The sequence below is a fragment of the Geomonas azotofigens genome, from assembly GCF_018919395.1.
Taxonomy (GTDB): domain Bacteria; phylum Desulfobacterota; class Desulfuromonadia; order Geobacterales; family Geobacteraceae; genus Geomonas; species Geomonas azotofigens.
In genome coordinates, this window is record NZ_JAHLME010000002.1 from 861,629 (window position 1) to 886,338 (window position 24,710).

Annotated in this window: 24 protein-coding genes; 5 read left to right on the forward strand and 19 right to left on the reverse strand. The window is 63.2% G+C overall.

Translation table 11 applies throughout. The features are described from left to right. Positions 1-2: 2 nt before the first annotated feature. The 5 genes from panC to KOL99_RS08775 all read right to left on the reverse strand — a co-directional run bounded on the left by panC (position 3) and on the right by KOL99_RS08775 (position 6,205). The gene (gene panC / locus KOL99_RS08755) at positions 3-842 is read right to left on the reverse strand and encodes a pantoate--beta-alanine ligase (protein ID WP_216510069.1); all 840 of its coding nucleotides are present in this window, start codon (positions 840-842) and stop codon (positions 3-5) included. Beyond that, on the reverse strand, positions 839-1,642 hold the full coding sequence (gene panB / locus KOL99_RS08760; protein WP_216510070.1) for a 3-methyl-2-oxobutanoate hydroxymethyltransferase: 804 nt from the start codon (positions 1,640-1,642) through the stop codon (positions 839-841). Before panB ends, panC begins: the two co-directional genes overlap by 4 nt. A 449-nt stretch (positions 1,643-2,091) precedes the next feature. Next, positions 2,092-4,083: a methyl-accepting chemotaxis protein gene (locus KOL99_RS08765; protein WP_216510071.1), complete on the reverse strand. Its 1,992-nt coding sequence runs from the start codon at positions 4,081-4,083 to the stop codon at positions 2,092-2,094. Between the two features lie 99 nt (positions 4,084-4,182). Continuing rightward, on the reverse strand, positions 4,183-5,268 hold the full coding sequence (locus KOL99_RS08770; protein ID WP_216510072.1) for a 6-phosphofructokinase: 1,086 nt from the start codon (positions 5,266-5,268) through the stop codon (positions 4,183-4,185). Between the two features lie 295 nt (positions 5,269-5,563). Further along, positions 5,564-6,205: a peroxiredoxin-like family protein gene (locus tag KOL99_RS08775; RefSeq protein WP_216510073.1), complete on the reverse strand. Its 642-nt coding sequence runs from the start codon at positions 6,203-6,205 to the stop codon at positions 5,564-5,566. 210 nt (positions 6,206-6,415) lie between these two features. Between KOL99_RS08775 and KOL99_RS08780 the strand changes: the two genes are divergently transcribed. The 3 genes from KOL99_RS08780 (at position 6,416) to KOL99_RS08790 (ending at position 7,727) form a co-directional block, all read left to right on the forward strand. Beyond that, positions 6,416-6,652: a hypothetical protein gene (locus KOL99_RS08780; RefSeq protein WP_216510074.1), complete on the forward strand. Its 237-nt coding sequence runs from the start codon at positions 6,416-6,418 to the stop codon at positions 6,650-6,652. 64 nt (positions 6,653-6,716) lie between these two features. Then, positions 6,717-7,175, forward strand: a complete 459-nt coding sequence (locus tag KOL99_RS08785) for an iron-sulfur cluster-binding oxidoreductase (RefSeq protein ID WP_216510075.1) — start codon at positions 6,717-6,719, stop codon at positions 7,173-7,175. 3 nt (positions 7,176-7,178) lie between these two features. Continuing rightward, complete coding sequence (locus tag KOL99_RS08790; protein ID WP_216510076.1) at positions 7,179-7,727, forward strand: hemerythrin domain-containing protein; 549 nt, start codon at positions 7,179-7,181, stop codon at positions 7,725-7,727. Between the two features lie 196 nt (positions 7,728-7,923). Here the strand turns inward: KOL99_RS08790 and KOL99_RS08795 are convergent, their stop codons facing one another. The 13 genes from KOL99_RS08795 to KOL99_RS08855 form a co-directional block, all read right to left on the reverse strand. Beyond that, positions 7,924-9,231, reverse strand: a complete 1,308-nt coding sequence (locus KOL99_RS08795; RefSeq protein ID WP_216510077.1) for a homoserine dehydrogenase — start codon at positions 9,229-9,231, stop codon at positions 7,924-7,926. 258 nt (positions 9,232-9,489) lie between these two features. Continuing rightward, complete coding sequence (nusB, locus tag KOL99_RS08800; RefSeq protein WP_216510078.1) at positions 9,490-9,927, reverse strand: transcription antitermination factor NusB; 438 nt, start codon at positions 9,925-9,927, stop codon at positions 9,490-9,492. After that, positions 9,928-10,395 (reverse strand): 6,7-dimethyl-8-ribityllumazine synthase, encoded by a 468-nt coding sequence (gene ribH / locus KOL99_RS08805; protein ID WP_216510079.1) that lies wholly within the window; start codon positions 10,393-10,395, stop codon positions 9,928-9,930. It lies immediately after the preceding gene. A gap of 104 nt (positions 10,396-10,499) precedes the next feature. Beyond that, positions 10,500-11,702 (reverse strand): bifunctional 3,4-dihydroxy-2-butanone-4-phosphate synthase/GTP cyclohydrolase II, encoded by a 1,203-nt coding sequence (locus tag KOL99_RS08810; protein ID WP_216510080.1) that lies wholly within the window; start codon positions 11,700-11,702, stop codon positions 10,500-10,502. A gap of 133 nt (positions 11,703-11,835) precedes the next feature. Further along, the gene (locus KOL99_RS08815) at positions 11,836-12,480 is read right to left on the reverse strand and encodes a riboflavin synthase (protein WP_216510081.1); all 645 of its coding nucleotides are present in this window, start codon (positions 12,478-12,480) and stop codon (positions 11,836-11,838) included. 133 nt (positions 12,481-12,613) lie between these two features. Further along, positions 12,614-13,717: a bifunctional diaminohydroxyphosphoribosylaminopyrimidine deaminase/5-amino-6-(5-phosphoribosylamino)uracil reductase RibD gene (ribD, locus tag KOL99_RS08820; protein ID WP_216510082.1), complete on the reverse strand. Its 1,104-nt coding sequence runs from the start codon at positions 13,715-13,717 to the stop codon at positions 12,614-12,616. A gap of 9 nt (positions 13,718-13,726) precedes the next feature. Further along, positions 13,727-14,179, reverse strand: coding sequence for a transcriptional regulator NrdR (gene nrdR / locus KOL99_RS08825; protein ID WP_183348112.1), 453 nt, complete (start codon positions 14,177-14,179; stop codon positions 13,727-13,729). After that, the gene (locus KOL99_RS08830; RefSeq protein WP_216510083.1) at positions 14,176-14,631 is read right to left on the reverse strand and encodes a deoxycytidylate deaminase; all 456 of its coding nucleotides are present in this window, start codon (positions 14,629-14,631) and stop codon (positions 14,176-14,178) included. Before KOL99_RS08830 ends, nrdR begins: the two co-directional genes overlap by 4 nt. A 54-nt stretch (positions 14,632-14,685) precedes the next feature. Continuing rightward, positions 14,686-15,948, reverse strand: a complete 1,263-nt coding sequence (locus tag KOL99_RS08835; protein WP_216510084.1) for an MFS transporter — start codon at positions 15,946-15,948, stop codon at positions 14,686-14,688. Positions 15,949-15,952: 4 nt separating this feature from the next. Continuing rightward, positions 15,953-16,363 carry a hemerythrin domain-containing protein gene (locus KOL99_RS08840; protein WP_216510085.1) on the reverse strand — a complete coding sequence of 137 codons (411 nt, stop codon included), beginning with the start codon at positions 16,361-16,363 and terminating at the stop codon, positions 15,953-15,955. Between the two features lie 86 nt (positions 16,364-16,449). Next, positions 16,450-17,631, reverse strand: coding sequence for a hypothetical protein (locus KOL99_RS08845; RefSeq protein ID WP_216510086.1), 1,182 nt, complete (start codon positions 17,629-17,631; stop codon positions 16,450-16,452). An 89-nt stretch (positions 17,632-17,720) separates the two neighbouring features. Next, entirely contained in the window at positions 17,721-19,256 is a 1,536-nt protein-coding gene (locus KOL99_RS08850) for an FAD-dependent oxidoreductase (protein WP_236025902.1), read from the reverse strand. A gap of 70 nt (positions 19,257-19,326) precedes the next feature. Further along, positions 19,327-19,680: a cytochrome c3 family protein gene (locus KOL99_RS08855; RefSeq protein WP_216510087.1), complete on the reverse strand. Its 354-nt coding sequence runs from the start codon at positions 19,678-19,680 to the stop codon at positions 19,327-19,329. A gap of 236 nt (positions 19,681-19,916) precedes the next feature. On the opposite strand from KOL99_RS08855, the gene KOL99_RS08860 reads away from it, so the two are divergent. Further along, positions 19,917-21,548 carry a sigma-54-dependent Fis family transcriptional regulator gene (locus KOL99_RS08860; protein WP_216510088.1) on the forward strand — a complete coding sequence of 544 codons (1,632 nt, stop codon included), beginning with the start codon at positions 19,917-19,919 and terminating at the stop codon, positions 21,546-21,548. Between the two features lie 79 nt (positions 21,549-21,627). Continuing rightward, a complete protein-coding gene (locus KOL99_RS08865) occupies positions 21,628-23,898 on the forward strand; it encodes a Tex family protein (RefSeq protein WP_216510089.1) in 2,271 nt (756 codons plus the stop codon). A gap of 175 nt (positions 23,899-24,073) precedes the next feature. On the opposite strand, the gene KOL99_RS08870 is transcribed toward KOL99_RS08865, so the two are convergent. After that, positions 24,074-24,520, reverse strand: a complete 447-nt coding sequence (locus KOL99_RS08870) for a hypothetical protein (protein ID WP_216510090.1) — start codon at positions 24,518-24,520, stop codon at positions 24,074-24,076. Positions 24,521-24,710: the final 190 nt, after the last annotated feature.

The window sequence follows — 24,710 nt, forward strand, 5'->3', positions numbered from 1 at the left end:
TCTTATTCCTCCCCTAGTACACAGTTGTCGATTAATCTTACCGAGCCGACCCGCACGGCCAGTGCGAGCAGCGTCCTCTCATCAGCTATCTGCAACGGAAGCAGGGTATCCTGATCCCTGAACTCCAGGTAATCGAGTTCCGCGACGCGCTCACGCTCGATCGGCGCCAGCGCCTTTTGCCTCAGGACGGCGACGCTCTTCTCGCCACCCCGGAAGGCGTCACGGGCGGCGGCGATGGAACGGGAGAGGCACAGGGCGGGCTCGCGCTGTTCCGGGGTAAGCCGCGCGTTGCGGGAACTCAAGGCCAGCCCGTCGGCCTCGCGCACGATGGGCATACCCACGATCTCGACGTCGAAGTTGAAATCCCGCACCATGCGCCGGATCACGGCGAGCTGCTGGAAATCCTTCTTGCCGAAGATGGCGACTGCCGGCATGACGATGTTGAAGAGCTTCGCGACCACCGTGGTCACGCCGCGGAAATGGCCGGGGCGGCTCGCGCCGCAAAGCTCGGTGGTGAGTTCCTCGACATTCAGGTAGCTCTGGTAGCCGGCGGGGTACATGTCGGCCGCCTTGGGGGCGAAGATGACGTCCACCCCGGCCGCCGCGGCGATCTTCTTGTCGCGCTCGAGGTCGCGGGGATAGCTGTCCAGGTCCTCGTTGACGCCGAACTGGGTCGGATTGACGAAGATGCTGGCCACGACGGTCTTCGCGCGCTTGCGCGCCTCGACCATGAGGGACGCGTGCCCCTCGTGCAGGTAGCCCATGGTGGGGACCAGGGCGATCTCGCCCCGCCTTTGCCGCGCGAACTGCTGCATCTCGGCCACGGATTCGATAACGATCATTTGAAACAATGCCTTTCTTCGGGAAATGCGCCGCCCTTGACGTCGGCGATGTAGTTGGCGACGGCCTCGCTGATGATCGGCGCGAGCTCCGCGTAACGCTTGACGAACTTCGGGGAGTACTTGCTGCACAGCCCCAGGATGTCGTGGATCACCAGCACCTGCCCGTCGCAGTGCGGGCCCGCGCCGATGCCGATGGTGGGGATGGTGAGCTCCCCGGTGATGCGCTGGGCAAGCCCCATGGGGATCCCTTCCAAGACCACGGCGAAGGCGCCGGCCGCCTCGACGGCGCGCGCGTCCTCGATGAGTTTCTCCGCCTGGGCGTCACCCTTGCCCTGGACCTTGTAGCCACCCATGCGGTGCAGCGACTGCGGGGTGAGACCGATGTGCCCCATCACGGGGATGTCCATGGCGGTGATGGCGGCGATGGTCTCGGCGACGTTGACGCCCCCCTCGATCTTCACCGCGGCGGCGCCGCCGTCCTTCACCAGGAGTCCCGCGTTGAGACGGGCGCTCTTCAGGTCGGTCTGATAGGAGAGAAAGGGCATGTCGGCGACGACGAAGGCCTTCGGGCGCGCCCGCATCACGGCCCTCGTGTGGTAGATCATGTCCTCCATGGTCACCGGCAGCGTGTTGTCGTGCCCCGCCACCACGACGCCGACCGAGTCGCCGACCAGGATCATGTCGATGCCGGCGCCGTCGATCAGGCCGGTCATCGGGAAGTCGTAGCTGGTGAGGACCGTTATCTTTTCCCCTTCCGCTTTCATCCGGTGAAAGTCGAGAACGGTTTTGGTCTTTTGCATCGTCGAGTCAGCTCCTTGGGGTTGGCGCTAGGGAAAGGCATGGGCGAATGATTATTCGCCCCTACAGGTACCCGCCGGCCTGCGCCCACTTTTTCGTATACAGGTGAACAGAACAGGGTACCAGCTCATTCCGGGCAACTGGAGTGCGCGGTGCCTGCGCGCCGGGACCGCCGTTTCGGGCAAAAAAAAACGTCTCCGGTGAGGAAGACGCTGTAAAAAAGAGATTGCGCACACAATTAGGGCGCAGCTCTGATCAGCTTATCGCTTCCCGTACCGGTTCCTCGCGAAATCCAGGCGGTATGTCCGTACTGCCGGCGCTCTTGGCGGCTCCACTTATCTATAGCGGGCCAAACGCCGTTAGAAACTAGCACAACCGTTGCAACAAAGTCCAGTCTTTTCTGCCCCACAGCCTGTCAACGGATGCTTCGCACCTTCGCGTGCCGGCGTTGCTACTCCGCGCTCGCCCTGATCTGCTCGAGTTCCTTGACCACCTGGCCGCTCTCCTGCTGGCGCTGCTCGATGCCGTCGAAGATTGCCTCGGCCATCCTGGTCACGTAGTCGATGCTCCCCTTGATCTCGCCGCTGTCCACGCTCTGGCGCCCGGCGGCGGTGACCATGTCGTGGGTCATCTCTTTCACGTCCTCGAGGGCACGCGCCACATCCTTGGTCGCCTGCCCCTGCTCCTTGGAGGACTTGAAGACCTGCATGGTCATGGAGCTCACGTCCTCGATGGAACGGGTCACCAACTGCACGCTGGTCGCCTGCTCCTCGGTGGCGAGCTTGATCTGCTCAGTCATGTCCAGCGCCTTTTGCGAGCTCTCCAGGATGCTGCTCAGCGACGCGCCGGTCTGCTGCCCCAGCTTGACCCCTTTCTTGACCAGGTCCTTGGTGCTGGTAACGTTGTCGGCCGCGATGCGCGACTCGGACATGATCTCCTCGATGATCCCGGTGATCTCGCCGGTGGAAAGGCCGGTCTGCAGCGACAGGTTCCTGATCTCGTCGGCGACGACGCCGAAGCTCTTGCCGTACTCGCCGGCCTGCGCCGCGATGATCGAGGCGTTCAACGCCAGGAGGTTGGTCCGCTTGGTGATGTCGTTGATGACGCTGACAAACCCCTCGATCCTGCCGCTGTTGGCGCTCAGGCGCTTGATCCCCTCGTAGGAGAGGTCGACGGAGCGCTGGATCTCGGCCAGGGCGGAGACGGTCTCCTGTACGATGCGGGTCCCCTGCTCCGCGTGTTCCTTGACGCGGCTGGAGAGGTTGTGGGAATGCCCGGTGCTCTTCTCCACCTGCCTGAGGGTCGAGGTGATCTGCTCCATGGCGGAAACCGACTTGTACACCGAGTCGGAAAGGGCGTCCATGTTCTGGGTGATCTGGTCGGTGGCGACGGAGATCTGGGCGGCGGAGGCGCTGGCGCTGTCGACCGACTCCATGACCCCGTGGCTTGCCGCGTCGATCTTGACGGCGCCCCCGGAAAGGGACTCGGCGGCGTTCATCAGGCGGTACAGATTGGAGGAGAAGTTGTCCCTCTTCTGCGAAAGGTCCGAGAAGGTCCGCCCCAGTTCCAGGGTGAGCCGGTCGATGGACTGCAGCAGGCTGATGCGCATGAGCGCCGCCGCGGCCTGGTCGGCGAAGAGGCGGATGGTGTCGACATCGGTATCGTTGAGGGCGCGGTGGCTCTTCTTGTTGTCCAGGCCGAAGACGCCGATGGTCTCGCCTTTGAGGACGATGGGACAGAGGATGAAGGTGGAGGAGCGCAGCGGCTCGATGGAATCGTAGGGAGACTGGAGCAGGTAGTCGGCGGGATACTTGGAGATGTCCTCCACGAAGTGGACCTGCTTGTCGGCGAAGCACTTGTAGATGACGCCGGAACGGGCATCGAGCGGCACGGTAACGTCTGGGCCGACCACGCTGTCGTTGCCGGCGCTGGCGGCGAAGTAGAGGTTCTTGCGCTCGGCGTCGGCCATGAGCACGTTGACCCGCTCGTAGCCCAGCACCTCGTGCAGCCCCTCGACGCAGAGGGCGAGCACATCGTCGCTGCGTACCGCCTTCTGGATGCGGCTGCCGATCTTGTGGAAGTTCTTGATGTTGTTGTCGAGGACCTTGTAGCGGTTCTCAAAGAGTTTCTTCTGGCCGTCCACTTCCTGGACCAGCTGGTCCAGTCTTTCGCCCTTTTGGTGCAGCTCGTCGATGGCCCTGCCGATGAAGAAGCCGACCACGGCGAGCACCACCGCGGTTCCGCCGCCCATGTAGGCGTAGAGTGCCATGCCTTGGGCGGAGTGGGTCATTTCAGAGAAGATTTGTGCGCTGAGCGGGAGGTTGGGGTCGGAGAACAGCAAAAGACGCAGGATAATCCATCCCAGCGGGGCCGCAGCCCCCAGAAAAAAGCCGGCAAGCGCGTAAAGCTGGCTCCTGTTGGCTCCGGCGATCGGGTTGTTCATAGGTAAACCACCTCGTTGCGTTCTTTGCCGCTGGGTGCGGCCGGAGAAATTTTCCGCAGTCTAGTTCAGAGATTAGGCAAAGTCAACCATATCCTTGAACTATCTCCCCAGCATGATACCCAGCGCTTCCGCATGCCGCACCATCTCCCCCGAGGGATCGATCAGGTTTAGGCTGCGCACGGCATCCTCGATGGGGACCGAGGTGATGTGCCGCCCCTTAAGGCAGACCATGTGGCCGAAGGCCCCCGCCTCGACCAGTTCCACCGCTTTCACCCCGAACCTGCTGCCGACGCAGCGATCGAAGGTGGAGGGAGTGCCGCCGCGCTGCAGGTGCCCGAGCACGGTGACCCGGATGTCCATCTCGAGCACGCCCCCAAGTTCCCGCGACAGCGCCTCCCCTACCCCGCCCAGCCGTTCCACCACCGATTTGCCGCCGGCGGCCTCCTTGACCACCCGGTTGCCGCCTTTGGGGTAGGCGCCCTCGGCGACGACCACCACGCTGAAGCGCCGGCCGCGTCTGCAGCGCGCGATGATGGCGTCGCGCACCCGGTCTATGTCGTAGGGGATTTCCGGGATGAGGATGACGTCGGCGCCGCCGGCGATGCCGGATTCGAGGGCGATCCAGCCGGCGTAGCGCCCCATCACCTCGAGCACCATGACCCGGTGATGGCTTTCCGCGGTGGAGTGGAGCTTGTCGAGGGCGTCGGTGGCGGTTTCGAGGGCGGTGTTGTAGCCGAAGGTGACGTCGGTTTCCAAAAGGTCATTGTCGATGGTCTTGGGGACCCCCACGATGGGGACGCCGCGCCGCATCATCTCCTGGGCGATCTTAAGCGAGCCGTCTCCGCCCACGACGACGAGGGCGTCCAGGCCGAGCTTGTCGATCCGGGAGCGCACCTCCTCGGAGACGTCCACAAGTTCCACCTTCCCCTCGCGCATGATGGGGAAGGCGAAGGGGTTGCCGCGGTTGGAGGTGCCGAGGATGGTGCCGCCGCGCGGCAGGATACCGCGCACCTCCTCGAGTCCGAGCGGGCGGCACTTTTCCGGGTGGAGAAAGCCGTCGAAGCCGTCCTCTATGCCGACCACCTCCCAGCCGCGCCCGACCGCCGCCTTCACCACGCCCCTGATCACCGCGTTCAGCCCCGGGCAGTCCCCTCCTCCGGTCAAAATACCTATCTTCGTGGTCATCGTCCCCCCCCACAGAAAGTCAAAAACTGGAATTGGTAACGCAAAGCCGCAGAGGCGCAAAGCTTTGAAACAGATGAGATCCAAGGCCAAAAGCTCTAACGCAAAGGCGCAAAGGCGCCAAGACTAAGCAGAAAATCGGGATTGGAACCTAAAGACCAAAAAAAGGAACGTCTTTTTGTTAACGCAAAGCCGCAAAGGCGCAAAGGACAAAGAAACAACTGGAGGAAAATCCAAAACGTATCGTTTATCTCTTTGCGTCTCCGCGGCCTTGCGCCTTTGCGTTAAAGCCTTGTTTTTACGCCTTCAGCGCATCGAGTATGGCCTGCGGCTCCAGGCGGTTCCTGGGATCGCTGTCGGCATAGCTGGTGATGATCCTGCCATCCCGCCCCACCACGAAGGTGCCGGGCATGGGGAGCTCCCAGGACTCGTCGGCGTTGAACTCGGGAAGGTTGACTCCCAGCTCCCTATAAAGATCCTGGACCCAGTCCGGGAGCCGGTATACCAACCCGTAGCTGCGCGCCACCGCGTTGCCCAGATCGCTCAGGACCTCGTACTGCAAAAAGTTCTTTAAAAGCGTCGCCTGCGACTTGTCCGGACCCTGCGGCGAAATCGCCATCAGCGAGGCGCCCCGCGGCAGTATCTCCGGGAGTATCTTCTGGTATGCCCTCAACTGAAGGCTGCAGTAGGGTCACCAGATGCCACGGTAAAAGGTGACCACGGCGGGACCGTGCGCGAGCGCGTCGGAAAGCGCGACCGGAATTCCCACGGCGTTGGGAAGGACGAAATCGGGAGCGACCTCGCCCTCCTTGGGAACCTTTGCCGTGATCACCTTCTGGGCGATCTCGGCATAGGCACGCTCCAATTGCGCCTTCACCTCCGGCGTCAGCCCCTTCCCCTGCTCCAGCCGTTCGATCTGTGATCTGAGGTCCTGTTCCATGGCGCACCTCCGTTTTTTTCCTCGCGACCGCGGCTTTTCGGCCGCCACGCCAGCGTTCCATTCTACGCTGATTCGCCAAAACGTCAATGTTTCTCCGCAATTCCACCTGCACGACACAGATGCAGACAATTCTATATTTTTGACGCAGGTCATAAACAATTTGGAGCGGGAGGGGTATGGTCAGATCATCAAGAACACGGGAGGAAGCAGATGGAATTCAAAAACGGCTTGGGCGATACGGCGATTCAAAATGTGATAGCGAGCAACCCGGAGATCGGGGAGATCCTGAACCGCTACGAGATCGGATGCGTCACCTGCAAGGTCGGCATCTGCCTCCTAAAGGATGTGGTCTCCATCCACGGTCTCACCCAGGAGCAGGAGGCGGCGGTGGAAAAGGAAATAAATGACTATTTGGACGCAAAAGAGGAAAATCGCAAGGTCGCCTAGATACATCGAAACGGCACACGCCACAACCAAAACGAAGACAACCATATAAAAGGGAGAAGTGAACATGGCACATGCAGGATGCGGCTGCCCCGGCAGCATGGCAAGGGTTATCGAGAGGAACGAGGCAACCGAGCAGGATAACACCGTGAAGGCGGCTTCCGAGCTGAGGCAGTGGCCGGTGCAGCTGCACCTGGTTCCGCCGACCGCCCCCTGGTTCCAGGACAGCGAGATTCTGATCGCAGCGGACTGCGTGGCCTTCGCCCTGGGGAGCTTCCACAGCGATCTCCTGAAAGGGAAGGCTCTGGCGATCGCCTGCCCGAAGCTCGACGACACCGCCCCGTACGTGGAGAAACTGGCCCGGATCTTCAGCGAGAACAACGTGAAGAGCATCACCGTCGCCATCATGGAAGTCCCCTGCTGCCGCGGTCTCGACATGATGGTGCGCCAGGCGCTGGCGCAGTCCGGCAAGGAGATCCCGCTGGAAACCGCGATCATCGGCATCAACGGCGAGAGGAGAAACTAGGCCATGAAACAGGACATCACCCAGAGGCTCAAGGACGAGCACCAGTTGATCTTGAGGATGCTGGCCCTTTTGGAAAGAAACGCGCGGCTCACCGAGGAAGGAAGCTTCAAGGACTACCAGTTCTACCTGGACGGTGTGGACTTCATCAGGAACTACGCCGACCGTTTCCACCACGCCAAGGAGGAGGATGTCCTGTTCGAAGCGCTGGTTGAGAACGGCATGCCCCGGGACAACAGCCCGGTGGCGGCCATGCTGATGGAGCACGACCTGGGCCGCGCCTACGTGAAGGCGATGGAAGAGGCGGCGACAAAGGCCTTGAACGGCGAGGCGGGTCAGGAAGAGGCCATCGTCGCCAACGCCAGGGGGTACCTGGATCTCTTGCGCGAGCATATCGCCAAGGAGGACGACATCCTCTACCCGCTCGCCGAGCGGATCCTGCCCGAGGGCGTGCGTCACGGCATCACCGCCGGGTACCAGAAGGCGGAGGAGAGGTCCGAGGCGGGGTTCGAGGAGCACTACCGCAAGGTCGTGGAGAAGTACGAGAAAGGCTAAAACCTAAAGCGGAACACGGAGGACACGGAGAAAGGCCACAGAGGACACGGAGTAAAGAGCAGGTTTGTTTCCCCCCGAAGCAGCCTTTCCTCTGTGCTCTCTGTGGCCCTCCGGGTACTCTGCGGCAACGCTTGTAAAAAGAAAGGGCGGGGATTCAATATCCCCGCCCTTTCTGCGTCTACGTTGCGACCCGTCTTTATTCGAGGTTGTCCTCGATCCTGATGTAGGTGCTCTTGGCGCGGATCACCTCGAAGGTGTCGATCTCGGCCAGGGCCTTCCTCACGTCCTCCTCGCGCGCCTCGTGGGTGGTGATCACGATGGGGACTTCGTCGGCGCTTCTCGCGCTCTGCAGCATGGAGGCGATGCTGATGCCGCGCGCCCCGAGGGCACCGGCGATGCGGGCCAACACGCCCGGACGGTCAAGGGCCTGGAAACGGATGTAGTACTTGTTGATAATCTCGCCGATGGGCTTGATGGGGAGCGTGGTGACCTTGTCGTCCAGGTAGCCAAGCGGCGAGCAGCGGCGGGTGATGCCGGCGCAGAGGTTGCGGGCCAGATCGACCACGTCACCGACCACGGCACTCGCGGTGGCCTCCATGCCGGCACCGCGGCCGTAGAACATGACCGGGCCGACGAAGTCACCGGTGAGCCGGATGGCGTTGAAGACGCCGTGCACGTCGGCCAGCGGGTAGTCGATGGGGATCATGGTCGGGTGGACGCGCGCCTCGATCTGGCCGCCGTCCATCTTGCCGATGGCCAGAAGCTTGATGCGGTAGCCGAAGGTGTGGGCGAAGTCGACGTCCTCGGAGGTGATCGAGGTGATCCCCTCGGAATAGACGTCCTTGAGGTCGATCTTCGTGCCGAAGCAAAGCGACAGGAGCAGGCAGAGCTTGTGCGCGGTGTCGACCCCCTCGATGTCGAAAGTGGGATCGGCCTCGGCGTAGCCCAATTCCTGCGCGCTCTTCAAGACCTCGGCGAAATCGGCGCCTTCCTGGGTCATCCTGGTGAGGATGTAGTTGCAGGTGCCGTTGACGATGCCGAGCACGGTGGAGAAGCGGTTGCCCGCCATGTTCCCCTTGATCGCGGAGAGAACGGGGATGCCGCCGCCGACCGCCGCCTCGAAGAGGACCTCGACGTTGTTCTTCTTGGCCGCGGCGTAGATCTCCTCGCCGTGCACCGCGAGCAGCGCCTTGTTGGCGGTGACCACGTGCTTGCCGTTGCCGATCGCCTTGAGGGCGAAGCTGCGCGCCGGCTCGTAGCCGCCGATCAGCTCGATCACCACGGAGATCTCCGGATCGGTCAAGACGTCGTCCGCGTTCCGGGAGAGGGTGATCCCCTCGGTGGAGACACCGCGATCGGTGGTGATGTCGAGGTCGACGATGGTTTTGAGAGAGATCCGGGTGCCGGTCTTCCCAGTGAGGAGGGCGGAGTTTTCCTTGAGCAGCTTCACGACGCCGGCACCGATGGTGCCGAAACCAAGCAGGCCTACCTTAATCTCTTCCATATTCCCTCTTTGATCGAATTTCAGATTTTTAAAGCAAAGGCGTTCAACAGGGATAAAAGGGATCAAAGGGATAACAACTGGAGCAAATCACGTGAAGCAAATCCCTTCAAGCAAATCCCCCCTGTCCCCCCTTCGCAAAGGGGGGGACGCCGGGCCAAGGGTATCGTTGATGCGATTTCAGTCGTCGGTTCGGGTTCTCTCCGTGCTTCGGACGATATCCCTTTTATCCCCTTTATCCCTGTTAGTTTGGTTTGCCCTTTATTCCTTGTCGGTCACCGTGGAGGCGATTTCGTCGAGGATGCCGTTGACGAAGGACGCGGAATCGTCGGCACCGAACTTCTTGGCCACCTCGATGGCCTCGTTCATGGTGACGTTCTTCGGGATGTCCGGACGGTACAGCAATTCGAACACGGCCAGGCGCAGGATGTTCAGATCCACGCGCGCCATGCGGGCCATGCTCCAGTGCTTCGATTTCTCGGCGATGCGGCCGTCGATCTCCTGGAGGTTGGCGGCGACACCGTTCACCAACTCGGCGGCGAAGGCGTAGGCCTTGGAGTTGGCCGAAAGGGTCGGCTCCTCCCCCTCACCGAAGCTCTCGACGATGCGTTTGAGCGTGGTGCTCGGATCCTGGGTCACCAGGTCCTTGGAGTAGAGCGCCTGCAGCGCCAGTTCTCTACCTTCTCTGCGTGTGGTCAATTATTTCATCTCCCTGAACAGGTTTGCGGTTTCGATCACCGTCACGGCGGCCTCGAAGCCCTTGTTGCCGGCCTTGGTGCCGGCGCGCTCGATGGCCTGCTCGATGGTGTCGGTAGTCAGCACGCCGAAGGCGACGGGTACGCCGGTCTCCAGGGAGACGTGGGCGATCCCTTTGGATACCTCGGACGAGACGTAGTCGAAGTGAGGGGTGGAACCGCGGATCACGGCGCCGAGGCAGATCAGGGCATCGTAGTTGCCGGTCCGGGCCATCTTCTGCGCGGCGAGCGGGATCTCGAAAGCGCCCGGCACGCGTGCCACCGTGATGTCCTGGTCATCGGCGCCGTGGCGCACCAGGGCGTCCAGCGCTCCCTCGAGAAGCCTCTCCCCGATGAAGCTGTTGAAGCGGCCAACCACGATGCCGACCTTGAGCCCTTCGGCGTTGAGTTTCCCCTCTAAATATTTAGGCATAATCACTCCAGTAAGATCGAGATTGAGATTGCAGATAAAGATCAAGATACAGAGGCATTCCCCTTAGAGGGTTTCTCAGTCTCGATCTTTATCCATCGTCTGTTTTAGATATTTTCCAGCAGGTGTCCCATCTTCTCCCGCTTGGTCTTCAGGTATTTCTCGTTGGCCTTGGAGGGCTTGATCTCGATGGGCACCCGTTCGACGATGTTGATGCCGTAGCCCTGCAGGCCGATCAGCTTCTTCGGGTTGTTGGTCATCAGGCGGATCTTCTTGACGCCCAGGTTGACCAGGATCTGCGCGCCGATGCCGTAGTCGCGCAGGTCGGCCTTGAAGCCCAGCGCCAGGTTGGCCTCGACGGTGTCGTGCCCCTGGTCCTGCAGCGCGTAGGCCTTGAGCTTGTTGGTGAGGCCGATGCCGCGCCCTTCCTGGCGCATGTAGAGGATGATCCCCTTCCCTTCCTTCTCGATCTGCTCCATGGCGGCGTGCAACTGCTCCGCGCAATCGCAGCGCACCGAGCCGAACACGTCGCCGGTCAGGCACTCGGAGTGGACACGGACCAGGACCGGCTCGTCCCCCTTGACCTCACCCTTGACCAGTGCCAGGTGCTCGAGCTTGTCGATGTCGTTTTCGAAGGCGATGGCCCGGAAGTTGCCGAAGGAACTGGGGAGTGCAACGTCGACGGAGCGGCGCACCAGCGATTCGTGCTTCAAGCGGTAGGCGACCAGGTCGGCGATGGTGCAGACCTTGATGCCGTGCTCCTTGGCGAACTTCTTCAACTCGGGCATGCGCGACATGGTGCCGTCTTCGTTCATGATCTCGCAGATGACGCCGGCCGGCTCGAGCCCGGCCAGGCGCGCCAGGTCGACGGAACCCTCGGTCTGCCCGGAGCGGACCAGGACGCCGCCGTTTTTGGCGCGCAGCGGGAAGATGTGCCCCGGGCGCGCCAGGTCGGAAGCCTGGGCGTTGGGCGCCACCGCGGTCAGGATGGTGTGGGCGCGGTCCGCGGCGGAGATGCCGGTGGTCACTCCCTTCTTCGCCTCGATGGAGACGGTGAAGGCGGTGCCGAAGGAAGAGGTGTTGTCCTGCACCATGGGGGGCAGGTCGAGACGGTCGCAGCGTTCCGCCGTCATGGTCAGGCAGATCAGGCCGCGGCCGAAGCGGGCCATGAAGTTGATCGCCTCGGGGGTCACACACTGGGCCGCCATGGTGAGGTCGCCTTCGTTCTCACGGTCCTCGTCGTCCACCAGGATCACCATCCTCCCGGCTCTGATTTCCTCAATGGCTTCCTCTATGCTAGCAACAGACATTACGTAACCTCTCCTCGTTCAGTATCAGTCGCTGGGGGGCGAAGTTGTCACAGTCCCGGCGCCAATTGGTTGGACAACAAACCTTAGGGCGTTGACCATACCAAAATTTTTGTCGAAGTGGAAGCAAAAGCGGCTAGATAAAGCCGTTCTTAGCCAGCAGGTCCATGGTGACCCCGCCTTGATTTCCATCCTTGCCCGCCAGAAGACGTTCCAGGTAGCGGCAGAGCAGGTCGGTCTCGATGTTCACCTCGTCCCCCACCCTCTTGGCAAGGAGCGTCGTTTTCGACGCGGTGTGCGGGATGATGTTGACGCTGAAGCTGTCCGGGCCGACCTCGTTGACGGTGAGGCTGATGCCGTCGATGGCGACCGACCCCTTGGCCGCGATGTATTTCGCGAACTGCGCCGGGAACCTGAAGGAGAAGACGATGTTGTTGGCCACCTCGCGCCGCTGCGTGATAGTGGCGACGCAGTCGACGTGGCCGGAGACGAGGTGGCCGTCCAGGCGGTCCGACAGGCGCATGGCGCGCTCCATGTTGAGCGGAGCGCCGCCTTTCAGGTTCTTGAAGGCGGTGCGGTCGATGGTCTCGGGGGAGACATCGAAGGTGACGGCGCCGCCCCCCTTGCGCACCACGGTGAGGCAGGCGCCGTTGATGGCGATGGAGTCGCCGATCCTGATCTCGTCCAGGGGGAGCGAGGTCTTGACCGTGAGGCTCCCCGACGCGCCGCTGCGCTCGATGGAGACCAGTTCGCCTACTGTTTCTATGAGACCTGTGAACATAAAACCTCTGAAACCATTGGCCACGGAGAAAATCTGAGAACATCTGAGAGAGGCAAAACCTTTTGAAGGTTTAAAACCTTACGGTCTTACCAGCTTTTGGTCTTGCTCCGATTTTCTCCGAATTTCTCCGTGGCTAATGGTTTTGCTTTTTTACCGGTGTGCCTTCCACCAGCAGGTCGACGCCGATGCGCTTTACTTTAACGTCTTCCAGCCGGATGGCGTCGGACATCAGGTGCACTCCCTCGCCGGCAAAGAGCCCCATGCCGGCTCCGCCCACGAGCTTGGGCGCCAGGAACAACATGCAGTGGTCGATGAGGCCGCCCCGCACGAAGGCGCCGGCCAGGTGGTGCCCCCCTTCCAAAAGGATGGACTGCACGCCGCGCTCGCCGAGCCGCGCCAGGAGGTCGTCGAGATCGACGCGCCCTTCCCTTTCCTTGCAGACCAGCACTTCGACGCCGTGCGCCGCTACCGACTCGACCCGCGCCTGATCGTCACAGCAGGTGGCGATAACGGTCGGCGCCTGCGACTTCAGACTGAACAGCGCGGCATGGCGCGGGATCCTGAGCGTCGAGTCGACGATGACACGAAGCGGATCCTTGCCGCCGGGGACCCGGCAAGTCAGGAGCGGATCATCATTGATCACGGTGCCGACGCCGACCATGATGGCATCCAGCCTGCCGCGCAGCCGGTGCACCTCGCGCCGCGCGGCGTCGCCGGTCACCCACTTGGAGTCGCCGCTGGCCGTGGCGCTCATGCCGTCCAGGGTGAGGGCGCTTTTGAGCACCACGTACGGACGCTTGGTCTGGATCCACTTGATGAAGGGGCGGTTCAGCTCCCGGCTCTCCTGCTCCAGAAGACCCACCTCGACCTCGATGCCGGCCTCGCGCAGCATGCCGATGCCGCGGCTGGAAACGAGCGGATTAGGGTCGACCATGGCGACGAAGACGCGCGCGACACGGGCCTCGATGAGCGCCTTGGCGCAGGGCGGGGTCTTGCCGAAATGGGAGCAGGGCTCCAGCGTCACGTAGACGTCGGCACCCTCGGCGAGCAAACCTGCCGCCCGCAGGGCGTGCACCTCGGCGTGCGGAGTACCGGCTTTTCTGTGCCACCCCTTGCCGACGATGGCGCCGTCTTTGACGATGACGCAGCCGACCGCCGGGTTGGGGGCGGTCTTGCCCACGCCCTTTCTGGCTTCGGCGAGCGCCAGCCGCATCATGTTGAGATGGTCCGCAGACATTCCCGCTCCCTATTTCTTGAGGAGGTCCTGCAGTTCCACCATGAACTCGTTGATGTCCTTGAAGGAGCGGTACACGGAGGCGAAACGGACGTAGGCGACCTGGTCGATGCCGTGCAGCTCGTTCATGATCCACTCGCCCAGGGTGGTGGTCGGGATCTCGCGCTCACCGCTCTCCTGCATGCGGGTCTCCAGGCGGTCCACCAGTTTCTCGATGGTCTCCACCGAAACCGGCCGCTTCTCGCACGCCTTCTGCAGACCGTTCACCAGCTTCAGGCGATCGAACGGCTCGCGCCGGCCGTCGCGCTTGGTCACCAGGGGGAGCACTTCCTCGACCCGCTCGTGGGTGGTGAAACGCTTGCCGCAGGACTCGCACTCGCGCCGGCGCCGGATGGCGGCGCCCCCCTTGTCGGGGCGGGAATCGACTACCTTGCTGTCGCTGAAACTGCAGAAGGGGCACTTCATGGCTGCTGCTCCTCGTACTTCTCGACGGTGATGCCTGACTCGCGGATCATCTCCTCGGCGAGCTGGTCCGGATAACCGGAGAGGTAGACCACGCGCTTGATCCCGGAGTTGATCACCATCTTCGAGCAGATGATGCAGGGCATGGTGTTGCAGTACAGGGTGGCCCCTTCAATGGAGGTGCCGTGCTTGGCGGCCTGGATGATCGCGTTTTGCTCGGCGTGCAGGCCGCGGCAGAGCTCGTGGCGCTCGCCGGACGGGATCCCCATCTTCTCGCGCAGGCAGCCGATATCCAGGCAGTGGGCGGTCCCCGACGGTGCGCCGTTGTAGCCGGTTGCCAGGATGTTCTTGTCCTTCACCAGGACGGCGCCGACCTGCCTCCTCAGGCAGGTGGAACGCTTGGCAACCAGGCGTGTGATCTCGATGAAATATTCATCCCAACTCGGACGCACCATGACGAGCCCCTCTCATTTGAAATTTGGCCAGAATAGCGGTTTTCGCGAGCCCGGTCAAGCGGCGTGAGAGTACGGGGGAATTGATTCACATGAGGACCCTGCCGCGGCGGACGCGACCGGGACCGTTGGGGACGCGTGCCGTGCGCCCTCCCGCCCGGTCTCGATACTGTGCAGGGCGAAGAGGAGGACGGCGCCGAGCCCGACGGTCCCCGCAGCGTGAAAAACGGCGGCGATGCCGAGACTCCCCTGCAGCAGCGCGCCGAAGAGAGGGCCCGCGGCGAAGCCCAGGTTCAGCGCGGCGTTGAAGGTCCCCACCGTCACCGCCATGCCGTGCCGCATCCCCTCTTCCACCAGGAGCGCGCTGCTGGCTGGCTGGGAGACGACGCTGCAGACCCCGATGGCCAGGGTGAGCGTGAGCATCTGGTAAAACCCGGGCGCCGCCGGGAGCAGGAAGTAGAGCACCGAGACGGCGCTCCCCCCGGCCAGCACCAGCAGACGGCGCGGCGCGCGGTCGGAGAGGATCCCCATCGGGCGTAACAGCAGCGTCATGGCGACGGTGCCGGAGGCGAGGATGATGCCGCTGCGTGCGCCGGTCAAACCCAGCTTCGCGGTGAGCAGGATTGGGAGAAAGGAGCCGGTAAGCGAGATACCGAAGGCCCTGCCGAAGATGAAGGCGAGCAGGGCGCGGTAGCTGCCGGACCGGTCCCGCTGCCACAGCCGGTGCGCCGCCCCCCCCTCGTGCCGCTGGGCGTTGCCGGTACCGGGTAACCCGCCGGGAATGCCGCGCAGGGAGGCGACGAGGGCGGTGAGGCACAAGAGGGCGACCGCCGCGAAGACGCCCGCGAAGCCGAAGACGTCCTTGAGCAGGCCGCCGGCGAGCGGCCCCAGGCACAACGCGCCGTAAAAGGAGATGTCGAAGGTGGCGAGGACGGTGGCGCGCTGTTCCCGCGCCGCGCAGCTTCCTACCAGCGCCAGGAGCACCGGGCGAAACAGCGCGCAGCTCACTCCCTGCAACAGGCGCAGCACCGTGAGTGCCGGGACGGAGAGGTTGAACAGGTAGCCGGTCGAGACCAGGAGGTAGAGCGCGAGGCTGACCAGCACCGCATGGCGGTAGCCGACCCGGTCTGACCAGGAGCCGAGCGCCGGGCTGCAGACGATCTTGGCGAGGGAATAGCAGACCAGCGGCAGCCCGAGCATGAGGCCGCGGGCGCCGAGGCTGAAGAGATAGGTCGAGAAGAAGGCGTCGGCGATGCCAAAGCCGAGCGTTACGGCGAAATTGACCAGGAACAGGGTTCGCAGCAGGTTGCGCTCCGCCATGGTGTCACCCCCGTGCGGTGAGAAAGGCCTCGAAGAGGCGGTCGTGCACTTCGATGTGCTCCAGCCAGAGACGGCGGATCTGCTCCAGTTCGTCAGCGGGCGCCCCCTTCCCCAGTGCCAGGCGGTAGCGCAGTTTGGCGGTCCCGATACTGATGGACTGGTGGCAAAGCCGGTGTTCCCTCGCCTTCGGGAAGGCCACAAGCTCCATGAAGCGCTCCTCCGGCACGATCTGGGTGAGCGTCGCCGTCACCAGTTGATCGAGCTCGCCGGTCACGTCGGAGGTGGGGTGGCGGTGCACCTGCTCCAGCATCCGGTTCAGGCGGCCGATGATGCTGCGGTAGCGGCTGTCCCAGTGCAGGGGCTCGTGGTGCGGGTCACGCACGGCGGCGGTGCAGGCCTGGCTGTTCGTTTCCATCCTTTGCTTCCCTTTGGTGAGGCGGGGGGAGGAGTCCCCCCGCCGCCATTATTGCGACGCCTCGGCGCTGCCGGGGCATCGGGATGTTAAAAGGTCATCTGCCACTTGGCGCCGGCGATCAGGGAACGCGGCTCTTTCTGCCCCAGGGAGTTCTTGAAGTCGTTCAGGTAGTCGATCTCCGGGACGATGTTGATGTGCTTGCCCAGGGCGTAGTTCAGGTTGACGAAGGAGGCCATGCGGGCGTCGGCGTGGGCGATCGGGTTGTCGTCGATCACGTAGGAGGCGCCGGCATAGAGCATGGCGCGGTCGCTGGCACGGTAGCCTACCTGGCCGAAGCCGCCGTAGGTGTGGGAGTTCTTGCCGTGCAGGGTGTCGTAGTAGGCGCCGTTGGCTTGGCCGGGGTTGGCCAGCGTGTTGCCGATGCCGTTGCCGGTGGCGGTGCTCATCAGGTCGCCGGTGTTCTGACCGGTGAAGACGTTGTAGCTCAATTCCACCGGCGCGAGATCCACCTTGCCATGGAAGAAGGCGAGGTAGGAGTAGATGTCGTGTTTCACCGGGGTGGAGTTGTTGGTGGAGCTGGTCACCTTGTACCAGTTGCCGGCAACGCCGCCGCCGTAGCTCCAGTTGTTCAGCTTCCCTTCGTAGCCGACCACCATCTTCGGGAGCATGGTGTCGTAGTCGGTGTAGGTGGCGGCGTAGCTGTTGCCGGTCTGGCTGTAGGCCGCGGTGACGTCGGCGTTGGGGGAGACGTTGGTGGTGTTGTTGGCCTGGTTGCCGACCCGCGGCTGCATGGCGTCGACGTAGAAGCCGTTGTTCATGGTCACCTTGATGTTGGCGTAGCGGCCGTCCCAGAGCGAGCCGTAGCCGTTGAAGCCGCCGTCGCTGTCCCAGACCTGCTGGGAGCGGAACACGTACGGGCTCGGGGTCTTACCGATGCGCAGCTTCCCCTCCCCGAAATCCCACTCGCCGTAGAGAAGCCGTACCTCCACCCCCTTGGAGTATGCCTTCGGGTTGTAAAGGCCGACCTCGGCCACGCCGGAGTATTCGCCCTCCTTCACCTTGACGCCGACGAAGCTGTCGCCGAAGTTGTCGAGGCTGAAGTCGCTGTCATGCCGGGCGGCGCCGGTGGCCGGGCTGTAAAAGGAGTTCTGGGTCCAGAAGGTGCCCAGCTTGATGTTGCCGTAGCCGTTGAGATCGATTGCCAGTGCGGGCGCGGAGCACGCGAGGGCGGCGGCGCAGGTCATGGCCGCGATGTTCATCTTCTTCATGGTACTGTTCCCTTTCGATTGGTAGTCGTTGAATTAGTTGCAATGCCATGCGCTGCCGTGGCGGGGTCACCGCCACGGCAGGTAAGAAGCTACTTGGTCAGGCCGGAATACTTGAGCGCGTTCTCGGCGGCGATGCGTCCGGAGTTGATGGCGTAACCCGCGGTGCCGCCACCCAGGAGCAGGTCGTAGCTGTCGCCGTACATGCCGCCGGAGTCGGTGCCGACCGCGTAGAGGCCCGGAATCGGTTCGCCCTTGGCGTTCAGCGCCTCGGTGTTGCCGCTGATCTTGACCCCGCCCAAAGTGCCCAGGTGGCGCGGCAGGAGCTTGACCGCGTAGAAGGGACCGGTGGCGACGGGGCGCAGGTACTTGGACTTCTTGTTGAACTGGCTGTCCTCGCGCACGGAGGCGGACTTGTTCATGGTCTCGACGCTCGCCTTCAGGATCTTGGCGTCCATGTTGAGCTGCTTGGCGAGATCCTCGATGGTGTCCGCCTTGAAGGCGAAGCCGCGCTTCCTGGCCAGTTCCTTGTTGAAGGATTCGTCGAACTTGGTGAGCTTGGTTCCCTGCAGCACCCACTCGCCCAGCGGCATCTCGATCCCCTTCTCGACGGCCAGCTTCCTGGTGTTTTCGTCGAAGATGGAGTAGGCGGTGCCGCCGATCCTGGTGATGGCGTTGCCGGCGTAGGGCCAGAACTCGACGCTGGACTCGTCGACGTAGCGCTCGCCGCGCGGGGTGACCCAGAAGTAGGGCTGCACAGCCAGGGCGATCATCTGGTCGGCCGGGTGGAAGCCCGGAAGACCCGGGCGGTACGCCTCGACGGTCCCCATCCCTTCAAGCTGTGCGCCGGCCTTCTCCGCCATCCGGATACCGTCGCCGTCCTTGCCGATGTTGCCGACCGGGATCACCTCCGGGTACTCCACGTACTTCTTCATCATCTCCTTGTTGTTGGCGAAGCCGCCGGTGGCGATGATCACCGCCTTGGCCCTGATCTTCAGCACCTCGCCCGACTTCTCCTTGGCCACCACGCCGACCACCTTGCCGTTCTCGGTGATGAGGTCGGTGCCCGGGGTCTCCAGGAGGATGCTGCCGCCGTGCTCCTGCACGTACTTCTCGAAGACGTTGATCATCCTCTGGCAGTGGAAGTCCCTGGGGTTCTTGTCCGGGTAGTCAGGGCCCGGGGCGATGACGTGCCAGGTGAGCGGGCCGCCGAAGCCGCCGACCCCGACGTACTCGATCTTCACGCCCAGGTTGTCGAGCCAGTCAATGGTCTCGGCCGACTTGTCCACGAAGTTCTTGGCCAGGGCGCCGTTGGCCTTCCAGTGGCTGTAGTTCATGATCAGCTTGAAGGCGAAGTCCTTGCTGACGTCGATGCCGATGCGCTTTTGCGGTTTGCTCTCCGCCGCGAAGACACCCTCGCAGAAGCTGCCGGTGCCGCCCACCTTGGCCTGCTTCTCGAGCACGACCACCTTGGCGCCCAGTTGCAGCGCCTCTACCGCGGCGGCCAGGCCGGAAGTGCCGGCGCCCACCACGACTACGTCGGTCTTCATCTCCTTCTCAGCCAGCGCCGGTGCGGCGCAGGCGAAAAGGGCGACGAACACCATCGCGATACCTCGAACTCTTCTCATCGATTCCTCCTCTTGATTCCCCTCAGGGGGTTGGTGCGACGCGGTGTTGCCGCGTTCGGAACAGTTCGAGCTACTTGTCCTTGAATTCGAAGTCGCTGTGGCACTCGAGGCACAGGTACTCCGACGGCGTGTGCACCCGGTGGCACTTGAGGCACCCCATCCTCCCCAGGTGGGAGTCGTGCGGGTTGTTGTGCATGGCCTTGGTGCGCGCGGCCATCTGGTCGTAGCCGCCGTGGCACTCGAGACAGGCCTCGACGCCCGCGGCCGCCGTCGGTTTATCGGTCTTGTGGCAGTCGGCGCAGCCGAGCCCTTCGGAGCCGTGCTTCCCCTTGATGCTCGCCGCCCGGGCCTCGCTATGCGGCAGGGATATCCCCGCCCCCAGGGCTGCCAGCAGCGACAGCGCTATGAAAATCTTCTTCCCCACGTTGAACCTCCCAATGGTGTTGTTGGCTGGCGATGATGCGGGCCGAGGCTGCGGAGCCGGGCCATCGCGTCGACAATCGGCAAATGACCTGCTTTGCATGTGGGATTAGCAGCGAGCGTGCCAGCAAAAAACCGACATTAGATCGGATACTTGCGATAAAGCCCTGTATACAAGGTGGAAATTGCCTATCATTATGATAAGGTGCATTCTTATTCTGGTAGACCTAGGAGGCGGGGATGCAATCGGCGGATCTGGATTTACGGGAGCTACTTTCCTTCCGTCCCGGCGGGGGGACCATGTTTTTCATGGGGCGCAGGGCCATCATCTTCGATGCCGTCGCCCTGGGGCTTTTGCGCAAGGAGCTGATCAGTTCGCTGGGGACGGCAGCCGCGCGCAGCATCCTGACCAGGTTCGGCTACGCCCACGGCAGGATGACGGCGGAGAGCCTGAAGCTGGAGTTTCCCGATCTCTTCGCCGACAGCTGGACCGGCCCGAAACTGCACATGCTGCAGGGGATGGTCCGGGTCGAGGAGAACAAGCGCAGCGACGGCAGCGCCGACGAGCCGCTGGTGCAGTCCTTCTGGTACGACTCCTACGAGGTGGAGCAGCACCTGTTGCACCTGGGGCTTTCCGAGGATTCGGTATGCTGGACCCTGACCGGCTTCGCCAGTGGCTACGTTTCCTACTGGAGGGGGGAAAAGGTCTACTTCATCGAGGACCGCTGCTGCGGCAAGGGGGACGCGGTCTGCCACGTCGAGGGGAGGACCAGGGAACAGTGGGGCGAGGCACTGGAGCCGTATCTCCCCTACTTCGAATCGGAGACCGGCGACGAGGTGTTCCAGAACCTGGCCAAGGCGCTGCGCGAAACGGAGGAGCGCCTGAAGAAGCAGCGGCGCCAGATGTCGTGCCTGAGCGCCGGGGGGGAGGAGTTCGGCTGCATCACCGCGCGCTCGAGCGCCATGCGGCAGGTGGTGGAGTTGACCCGGCGCATCGCCCGCGTCGATTCATCGGTGATCGTGACCGGCGAAAGCGGGGCCGGCAAGGAGCGGATCGCGCGGCTGATCCACGAGGAATCGGCCCGCTCGGGTCGCCCGTTCGTGGCGGTGAACTGCGGTGCCCTGACGGAAACGCTCCTGGAGAGTGAACTCTTCGGCCACGCCAAAGGTGCCTTTACCGGCGCGGACCGGGACAAGATGGGGCTCATCGAGGCGGCCCACGGCGGGACGCTGTTTTTGGACGAGATCGGCGAGATCTCGCAGTCCATGCAGGTGAAGCTCCTGCGCGTGCTGCAGGAGCGGGAGGTGCGGCGGGTCGGCGAAAACAAGTCGCGCCAGGTCGACATCAGGGTGGTCGCCGCCACCAACAGGAACCTCTCCGACGAGGTGGCCAACGGGAACTTCCGGCGCGACCTCTACTACCGCCTGAGGGTGATCGAGGTGCGGGTCCCTCCCCTGCGCGAGCGCAACGAGGACATCCTGCCCCTGGCGCGCATCTTCCTGGAGCAGGCCTCCAAACGCGCCGGCCGCAGGGTGACCGGGTTCACCCCCAAGGCCGCCGACCAGCTTTTGCGCTACACCTGGCCGGGAAACGTGCGGGAGTTGCAGAACGCGGTGGAACACGCCGTGGCGCTTTCCCTGGACACGAGGGCCGACCTCGAGGACCTGCCGGAAGAGTTGCGGTCGGCGCTGCCGCGACCGGGGATCGTGGAATCGGTGCGCCCGCTGGAAGAGGTGGAGCGGGAGTACATACTGGCGGCCCTGAGGGCCACCGGCAACAACAAGGCGCGCACGGCGGCCGAGTTGAATATCGGCGTCGCCACCTTGTACCGAAAGCTCGCCGAGTACGAGAAGCAGGGGTTCCTCCCCTGACGGCGGGCGGGAAAGTTCTTGCCCCCGGCGGCCAAAGAGTGTAAGAAGTACCTCTTTTTTCGGAGGAGACTTTTTAAACATGCACGCACCGGACACAGCACAGTTACTTGAAATAGTTGTAGAAGAAAGCGGACTGCCGCGCGGCGGGGTGCTCGCCACGGTGGCGCTTTTGAACGAGGGGGGGACCGTCCCCTTCATCGCGCGCTACCGGAAGGAACAGACCGGGGAACTGGACGAGGTGCAGATCCGCGAGATCGAGGACCTGCTCAACTACCACCGCGAACTGGCCGAGCGCAAGGCGACCGTGCTGAAAAGCATCGAGGAGCAGGGGAAACTGACCCCGGAGCTCTCCGCGCGCATCGCCACCTGCCGCAAGAAGACCGAGCTCGAAGACCTCTATCTCCCCTACAAACCCAAGCGCCGCACCAAGGCGACCATCGCCCGCGAGCGCGGCCTTGAACCGCTGGCCCAACTGGTCCTGGCCCAGGAACTCAGCACCGGCTCCGCGGTGGATGCAGCCACCCCCTTCATCAACGAGGAGCTGGGAGTTCCCGACGCGAACTCCGCGCTGGAAGGCGCCTCGCACATCCTGGCCGAGCAGCTTTCCGAGGATGCGGACCGACGCGCCATGGTGCGCGACTTGACCCGCGAGCAGGGTATCTTCTCCTCGCAGCTTCTGAGCGAGGGCGCCGACCGGGACGGCAAGTTCAAGATGTACTACGAATACCAGGAGCCTCTCAAAACGATACCGTCGCACCGGATGCTGGCGATGAGGCGCGGGGAGAAGGAGGAGGTGCTGCGCCTCACCCTGCTCGCGCCGGAAGAAGAGATCGTGGCGCGCCTCAAGGGGGGGCTCATCAAACGGGAGAGCATCTTCAAGGGGGTGCTGGAAGCCGTCGCGGCGGACGCCTACAAGCGGCTCATCGCGCCTTCCATCGAGGTGGAGCTGAGGCTCGAGGCGAAGACGAAGGCCGACGAGGCCGCCATCGCCGTCTTCGCGCAGAACCTGAGAAACCTGCTGCTGCTTCCCCCCGCGGGAGGTAGGCGCGTGCTGGGGGTCGACCCGGGTCTTAGGACCGGGTGCAAGCTCGCCACCATCAGCGAGACGGGACGTTTCCTGGAGCAGACCACCATCTACCCGCACACCGGCGGCCCCAAGGCGGAAAGCGCCGGCGCCGAGCTGGTGCGGCTCGTGGAGCGCCACGACCTGCGCCTGATCGCCATCGGCAACGGTACCGGCGGGCGCGAGACCGAGCTCTTCGTGCGTGAGGCGCTGCGCGCGGCCGGGGTGAAGGCGGAAACGGTCATGGTGAACGAGGCGGGCGCGTCGATCTATTCCGCTTCCGAGATCGCCCGCGAAGAATTCCCGGAGCTCGACCTCACCATCCGCGGCGCCATCTCCATCGGCCGCAGGCTCCAGGACCCACTGGCGGAGCTGGTCAAGATCGACCCCAAGAGCATCGGCGTCGGCCAGTACCAGCACGACGTGAACCAGTCGCTGTTAAAGAAGGCGCTGGACGCGGTGGTGGAATCCTGCGTCAACTACGTCGGCGTCGATCTCAACAGCGCCTCGTGGGCGCTCCTTTCCTACGTCGCCGGCCTCTCCGAGAACCAGGGGCGAGCCATCGTCAAGCACCGCGACGAGAACGGCGCCTTCCCGACCCGGCAGGCGCTTCTCAAGGTGGCCCGCTTCGGACCGAAGGCGTTCGAGCAGGCGGCGGGCTTTCTGCGCATCCGCGGCGGAGACAATCCGCTGGACAACACGGCGGTGCACCCGGAGAACTACGCGGTCGTCGAGCGGATGGCGGCGGATCTCAACGTCACCGTGGCTCAGCTCGCCTCCGACCCTGCCCTTTCCGCGGGGATCAAGCTGGAGCGCTACGTCACCGACAGCATCGGCCTCCCTACCCTGCGTGACATCCTGGCGGAACTGAAAAAGCCGGGGCGCGACCCGCGCGAGCAGTTCCAGACCGCCGCGTTCCGGGACGACGTGGTCACCATAGCGGACCTGAAGGAGGGGATGATCCTGCAGGGGGTGGTCACCAACGTGGCCGCCTTTGGCGCCTTCGTCGACATCGGCGTGCACCAGGACGGGCTCGTGCACGTGAGCCAGTTATCGCACCGCTACTGCAAGGACCCCAACGAGGCGGTCAAGGTGGGCGAGATCGTCAAGGTGAAGGTGCTCTCGGCGGACCCGCAGACCAAGCGGATCTCGCTCTCCATCAAGCAGGCCGCGCCGGAACAGGCGCAGAAGAGCGCGACGCCCAAGAACCAACCCAGGGCGAAAGAGCAAAAACCAGCCAACGAGGTCTCCGGGTGGGAGCGGGCGGGGTTCAGGATTAAGAAATAAAACCGCTAGCCACGGAGAAAATCTGAGAACATCTGAGAGAAGCGAAACCTCTTTTTTGTTTTTTCTCCGAAGTTCTCAGATTTCCTCCGTGGCCAATGGTTGGTGTTTTAAATAAAAAGGGGCTGCCAGCATGAATCCGGCAGCCCCTTTTCTTGTTCTCTCTGCTTATGCCCGGCTAGCAGGCGCTTCTCAGCAGCTTGCGGCCGGTCTTGAAGACGACCTCGACCTTCCCGGCCTGGCACGACGCCACGACGCCGGTCCCGAAGGTGGGATGGCTGATCAGCGTGTTGGTCTTGAACTTTCCTTCCATGCTGTAGGGGACGGCGAGATCCGGATCGAGGGGGCGGATCATCTCCTCCCAGACCGCCTCGTCGGATACCGCCGGTGCCTTGGCGGCCCTGGTGCGCGGCGCCTTCGCCTCTTTTTCAGCCTTTGCTCCCTTCACGGTGGCGGCCTTTGGTTCTTTCGCGGGACGATGGTTGTGCTCGCTGCCGCAGGTGTTGCATTTCACCCGCACCACCTGCCCTGCCACCATCGCCACGATGGTGTGGTTCAGCAGTGCCTTGCAACGCGTGCATTGCGAATCGACCATGTCTCCTGCAGCTAAAACTCTTCTTTCCATTGGGCCTCCCTGACCTTTTTATGCTCAAACAAAAAGGGCTTAACCGTCGGCGGCTAAACCCTTTCCATGCGTTATCTGATCGCGGCGGCAATCCCCCGCTCATCTGCTACGTATCGTTGGTTTAAGCGTTCCTGCTATCTTCGATGTGCTGTTGAAATATAAGGGATTCCGGCTGGCGATGCAAGGGAAA

What these genes read in the sequence shown, in the direction of transcription:
- KOL99_RS08780 (WP_216510074.1), top strand. Translation starts at nt 6,416, where the DNA reads ATGGAATTCAAAAACGGCTTGGGCGATACGGCGATTCAAAATGTGATA.
- KOL99_RS08790 (WP_216510076.1), top strand. Translation starts at nt 7,179, where the DNA reads ATGAAACAGGACATCACCCAGAGGCTCAAGGACGAGCACCAGTTGATC.
- KOL99_RS08840 (WP_216510085.1), bottom strand. Translation starts at nt 16,363, where the DNA reads ATGGAAACGAACAGCCAGGCCTGCACCGCCGCCGTGCGTGACCCGCAC.
- KOL99_RS08845 (WP_216510086.1), bottom strand. Translation starts at nt 17,631, where the DNA reads ATGAAGAAGATGAACATCGCGGCCATGACCTGCGCCGCCGCCCTCGCG.
- panB (WP_216510070.1), bottom strand. Translation starts at nt 1,642, where the DNA reads ATGCAAAAGACCAAAACCGTTCTCGACTTTCACCGGATGAAAGCGGAA.
- ribH (WP_216510079.1), bottom strand. Translation starts at nt 10,395, where the DNA reads ATGCCTAAATATTTAGAGGGGAAACTCAACGCCGAAGGGCTCAAGGTC.
- KOL99_RS08865 (WP_216510089.1), top strand. Translation starts at nt 21,628, where the DNA reads ATGCACGCACCGGACACAGCACAGTTACTTGAAATAGTTGTAGAAGAA.
- KOL99_RS08860 (WP_216510088.1), top strand. Translation starts at nt 19,917, where the DNA reads ATGCAATCGGCGGATCTGGATTTACGGGAGCTACTTTCCTTCCGTCCC.
- KOL99_RS08835 (WP_216510084.1), bottom strand. Translation starts at nt 15,948, where the DNA reads ATGGCGGAGCGCAACCTGCTGCGAACCCTGTTCCTGGTCAATTTCGCC.
- KOL99_RS08815 (WP_216510081.1), bottom strand. Translation starts at nt 12,480, where the DNA reads ATGTTCACAGGTCTCATAGAAACAGTAGGCGAACTGGTCTCCATCGAG.
- KOL99_RS08785 (WP_216510075.1), top strand. Translation starts at nt 6,717, where the DNA reads ATGGCACATGCAGGATGCGGCTGCCCCGGCAGCATGGCAAGGGTTATC.
- KOL99_RS08795 (WP_216510077.1), bottom strand. Translation starts at nt 9,231, where the DNA reads ATGGAAGAGATTAAGGTAGGCCTGCTTGGTTTCGGCACCATCGGTGCC.
- KOL99_RS08830 (WP_216510083.1), bottom strand. Translation starts at nt 14,631, where the DNA reads ATGGTGCGTCCGAGTTGGGATGAATATTTCATCGAGATCACACGCCTG.
- KOL99_RS08765 (WP_216510071.1), bottom strand. Translation starts at nt 4,083, where the DNA reads ATGAACAACCCGATCGCCGGAGCCAACAGGAGCCAGCTTTACGCGCTT.
- KOL99_RS08810 (WP_216510080.1), bottom strand. Translation starts at nt 11,702, where the DNA reads ATGTCTGTTGCTAGCATAGAGGAAGCCATTGAGGAAATCAGAGCCGGG.
- KOL99_RS08770 (WP_216510072.1), bottom strand. Translation starts at nt 5,268, where the DNA reads ATGACCACGAAGATAGGTATTTTGACCGGAGGAGGGGACTGCCCGGGG.
- panC (WP_216510069.1), bottom strand. Translation starts at nt 842, where the DNA reads ATGATCGTTATCGAATCCGTGGCCGAGATGCAGCAGTTCGCGCGGCAA.
- nrdR (WP_183348112.1), bottom strand. Translation starts at nt 14,179, where the DNA reads ATGAAGTGCCCCTTCTGCAGTTTCAGCGACAGCAAGGTAGTCGATTCC.
- KOL99_RS08870 (WP_216510090.1), bottom strand. Translation starts at nt 24,520, where the DNA reads ATGGAAAGAAGAGTTTTAGCTGCAGGAGACATGGTCGATTCGCAATGC.
- KOL99_RS08850 (WP_236025902.1), bottom strand. Translation starts at nt 19,256, where the DNA reads ATGAGAAGAGTTCGAGGTATCGCGATGGTGTTCGTCGCCCTTTTCGCC.
- ribD (WP_216510082.1), bottom strand. Translation starts at nt 13,717, where the DNA reads ATGTCTGCGGACCATCTCAACATGATGCGGCTGGCGCTCGCCGAAGCC.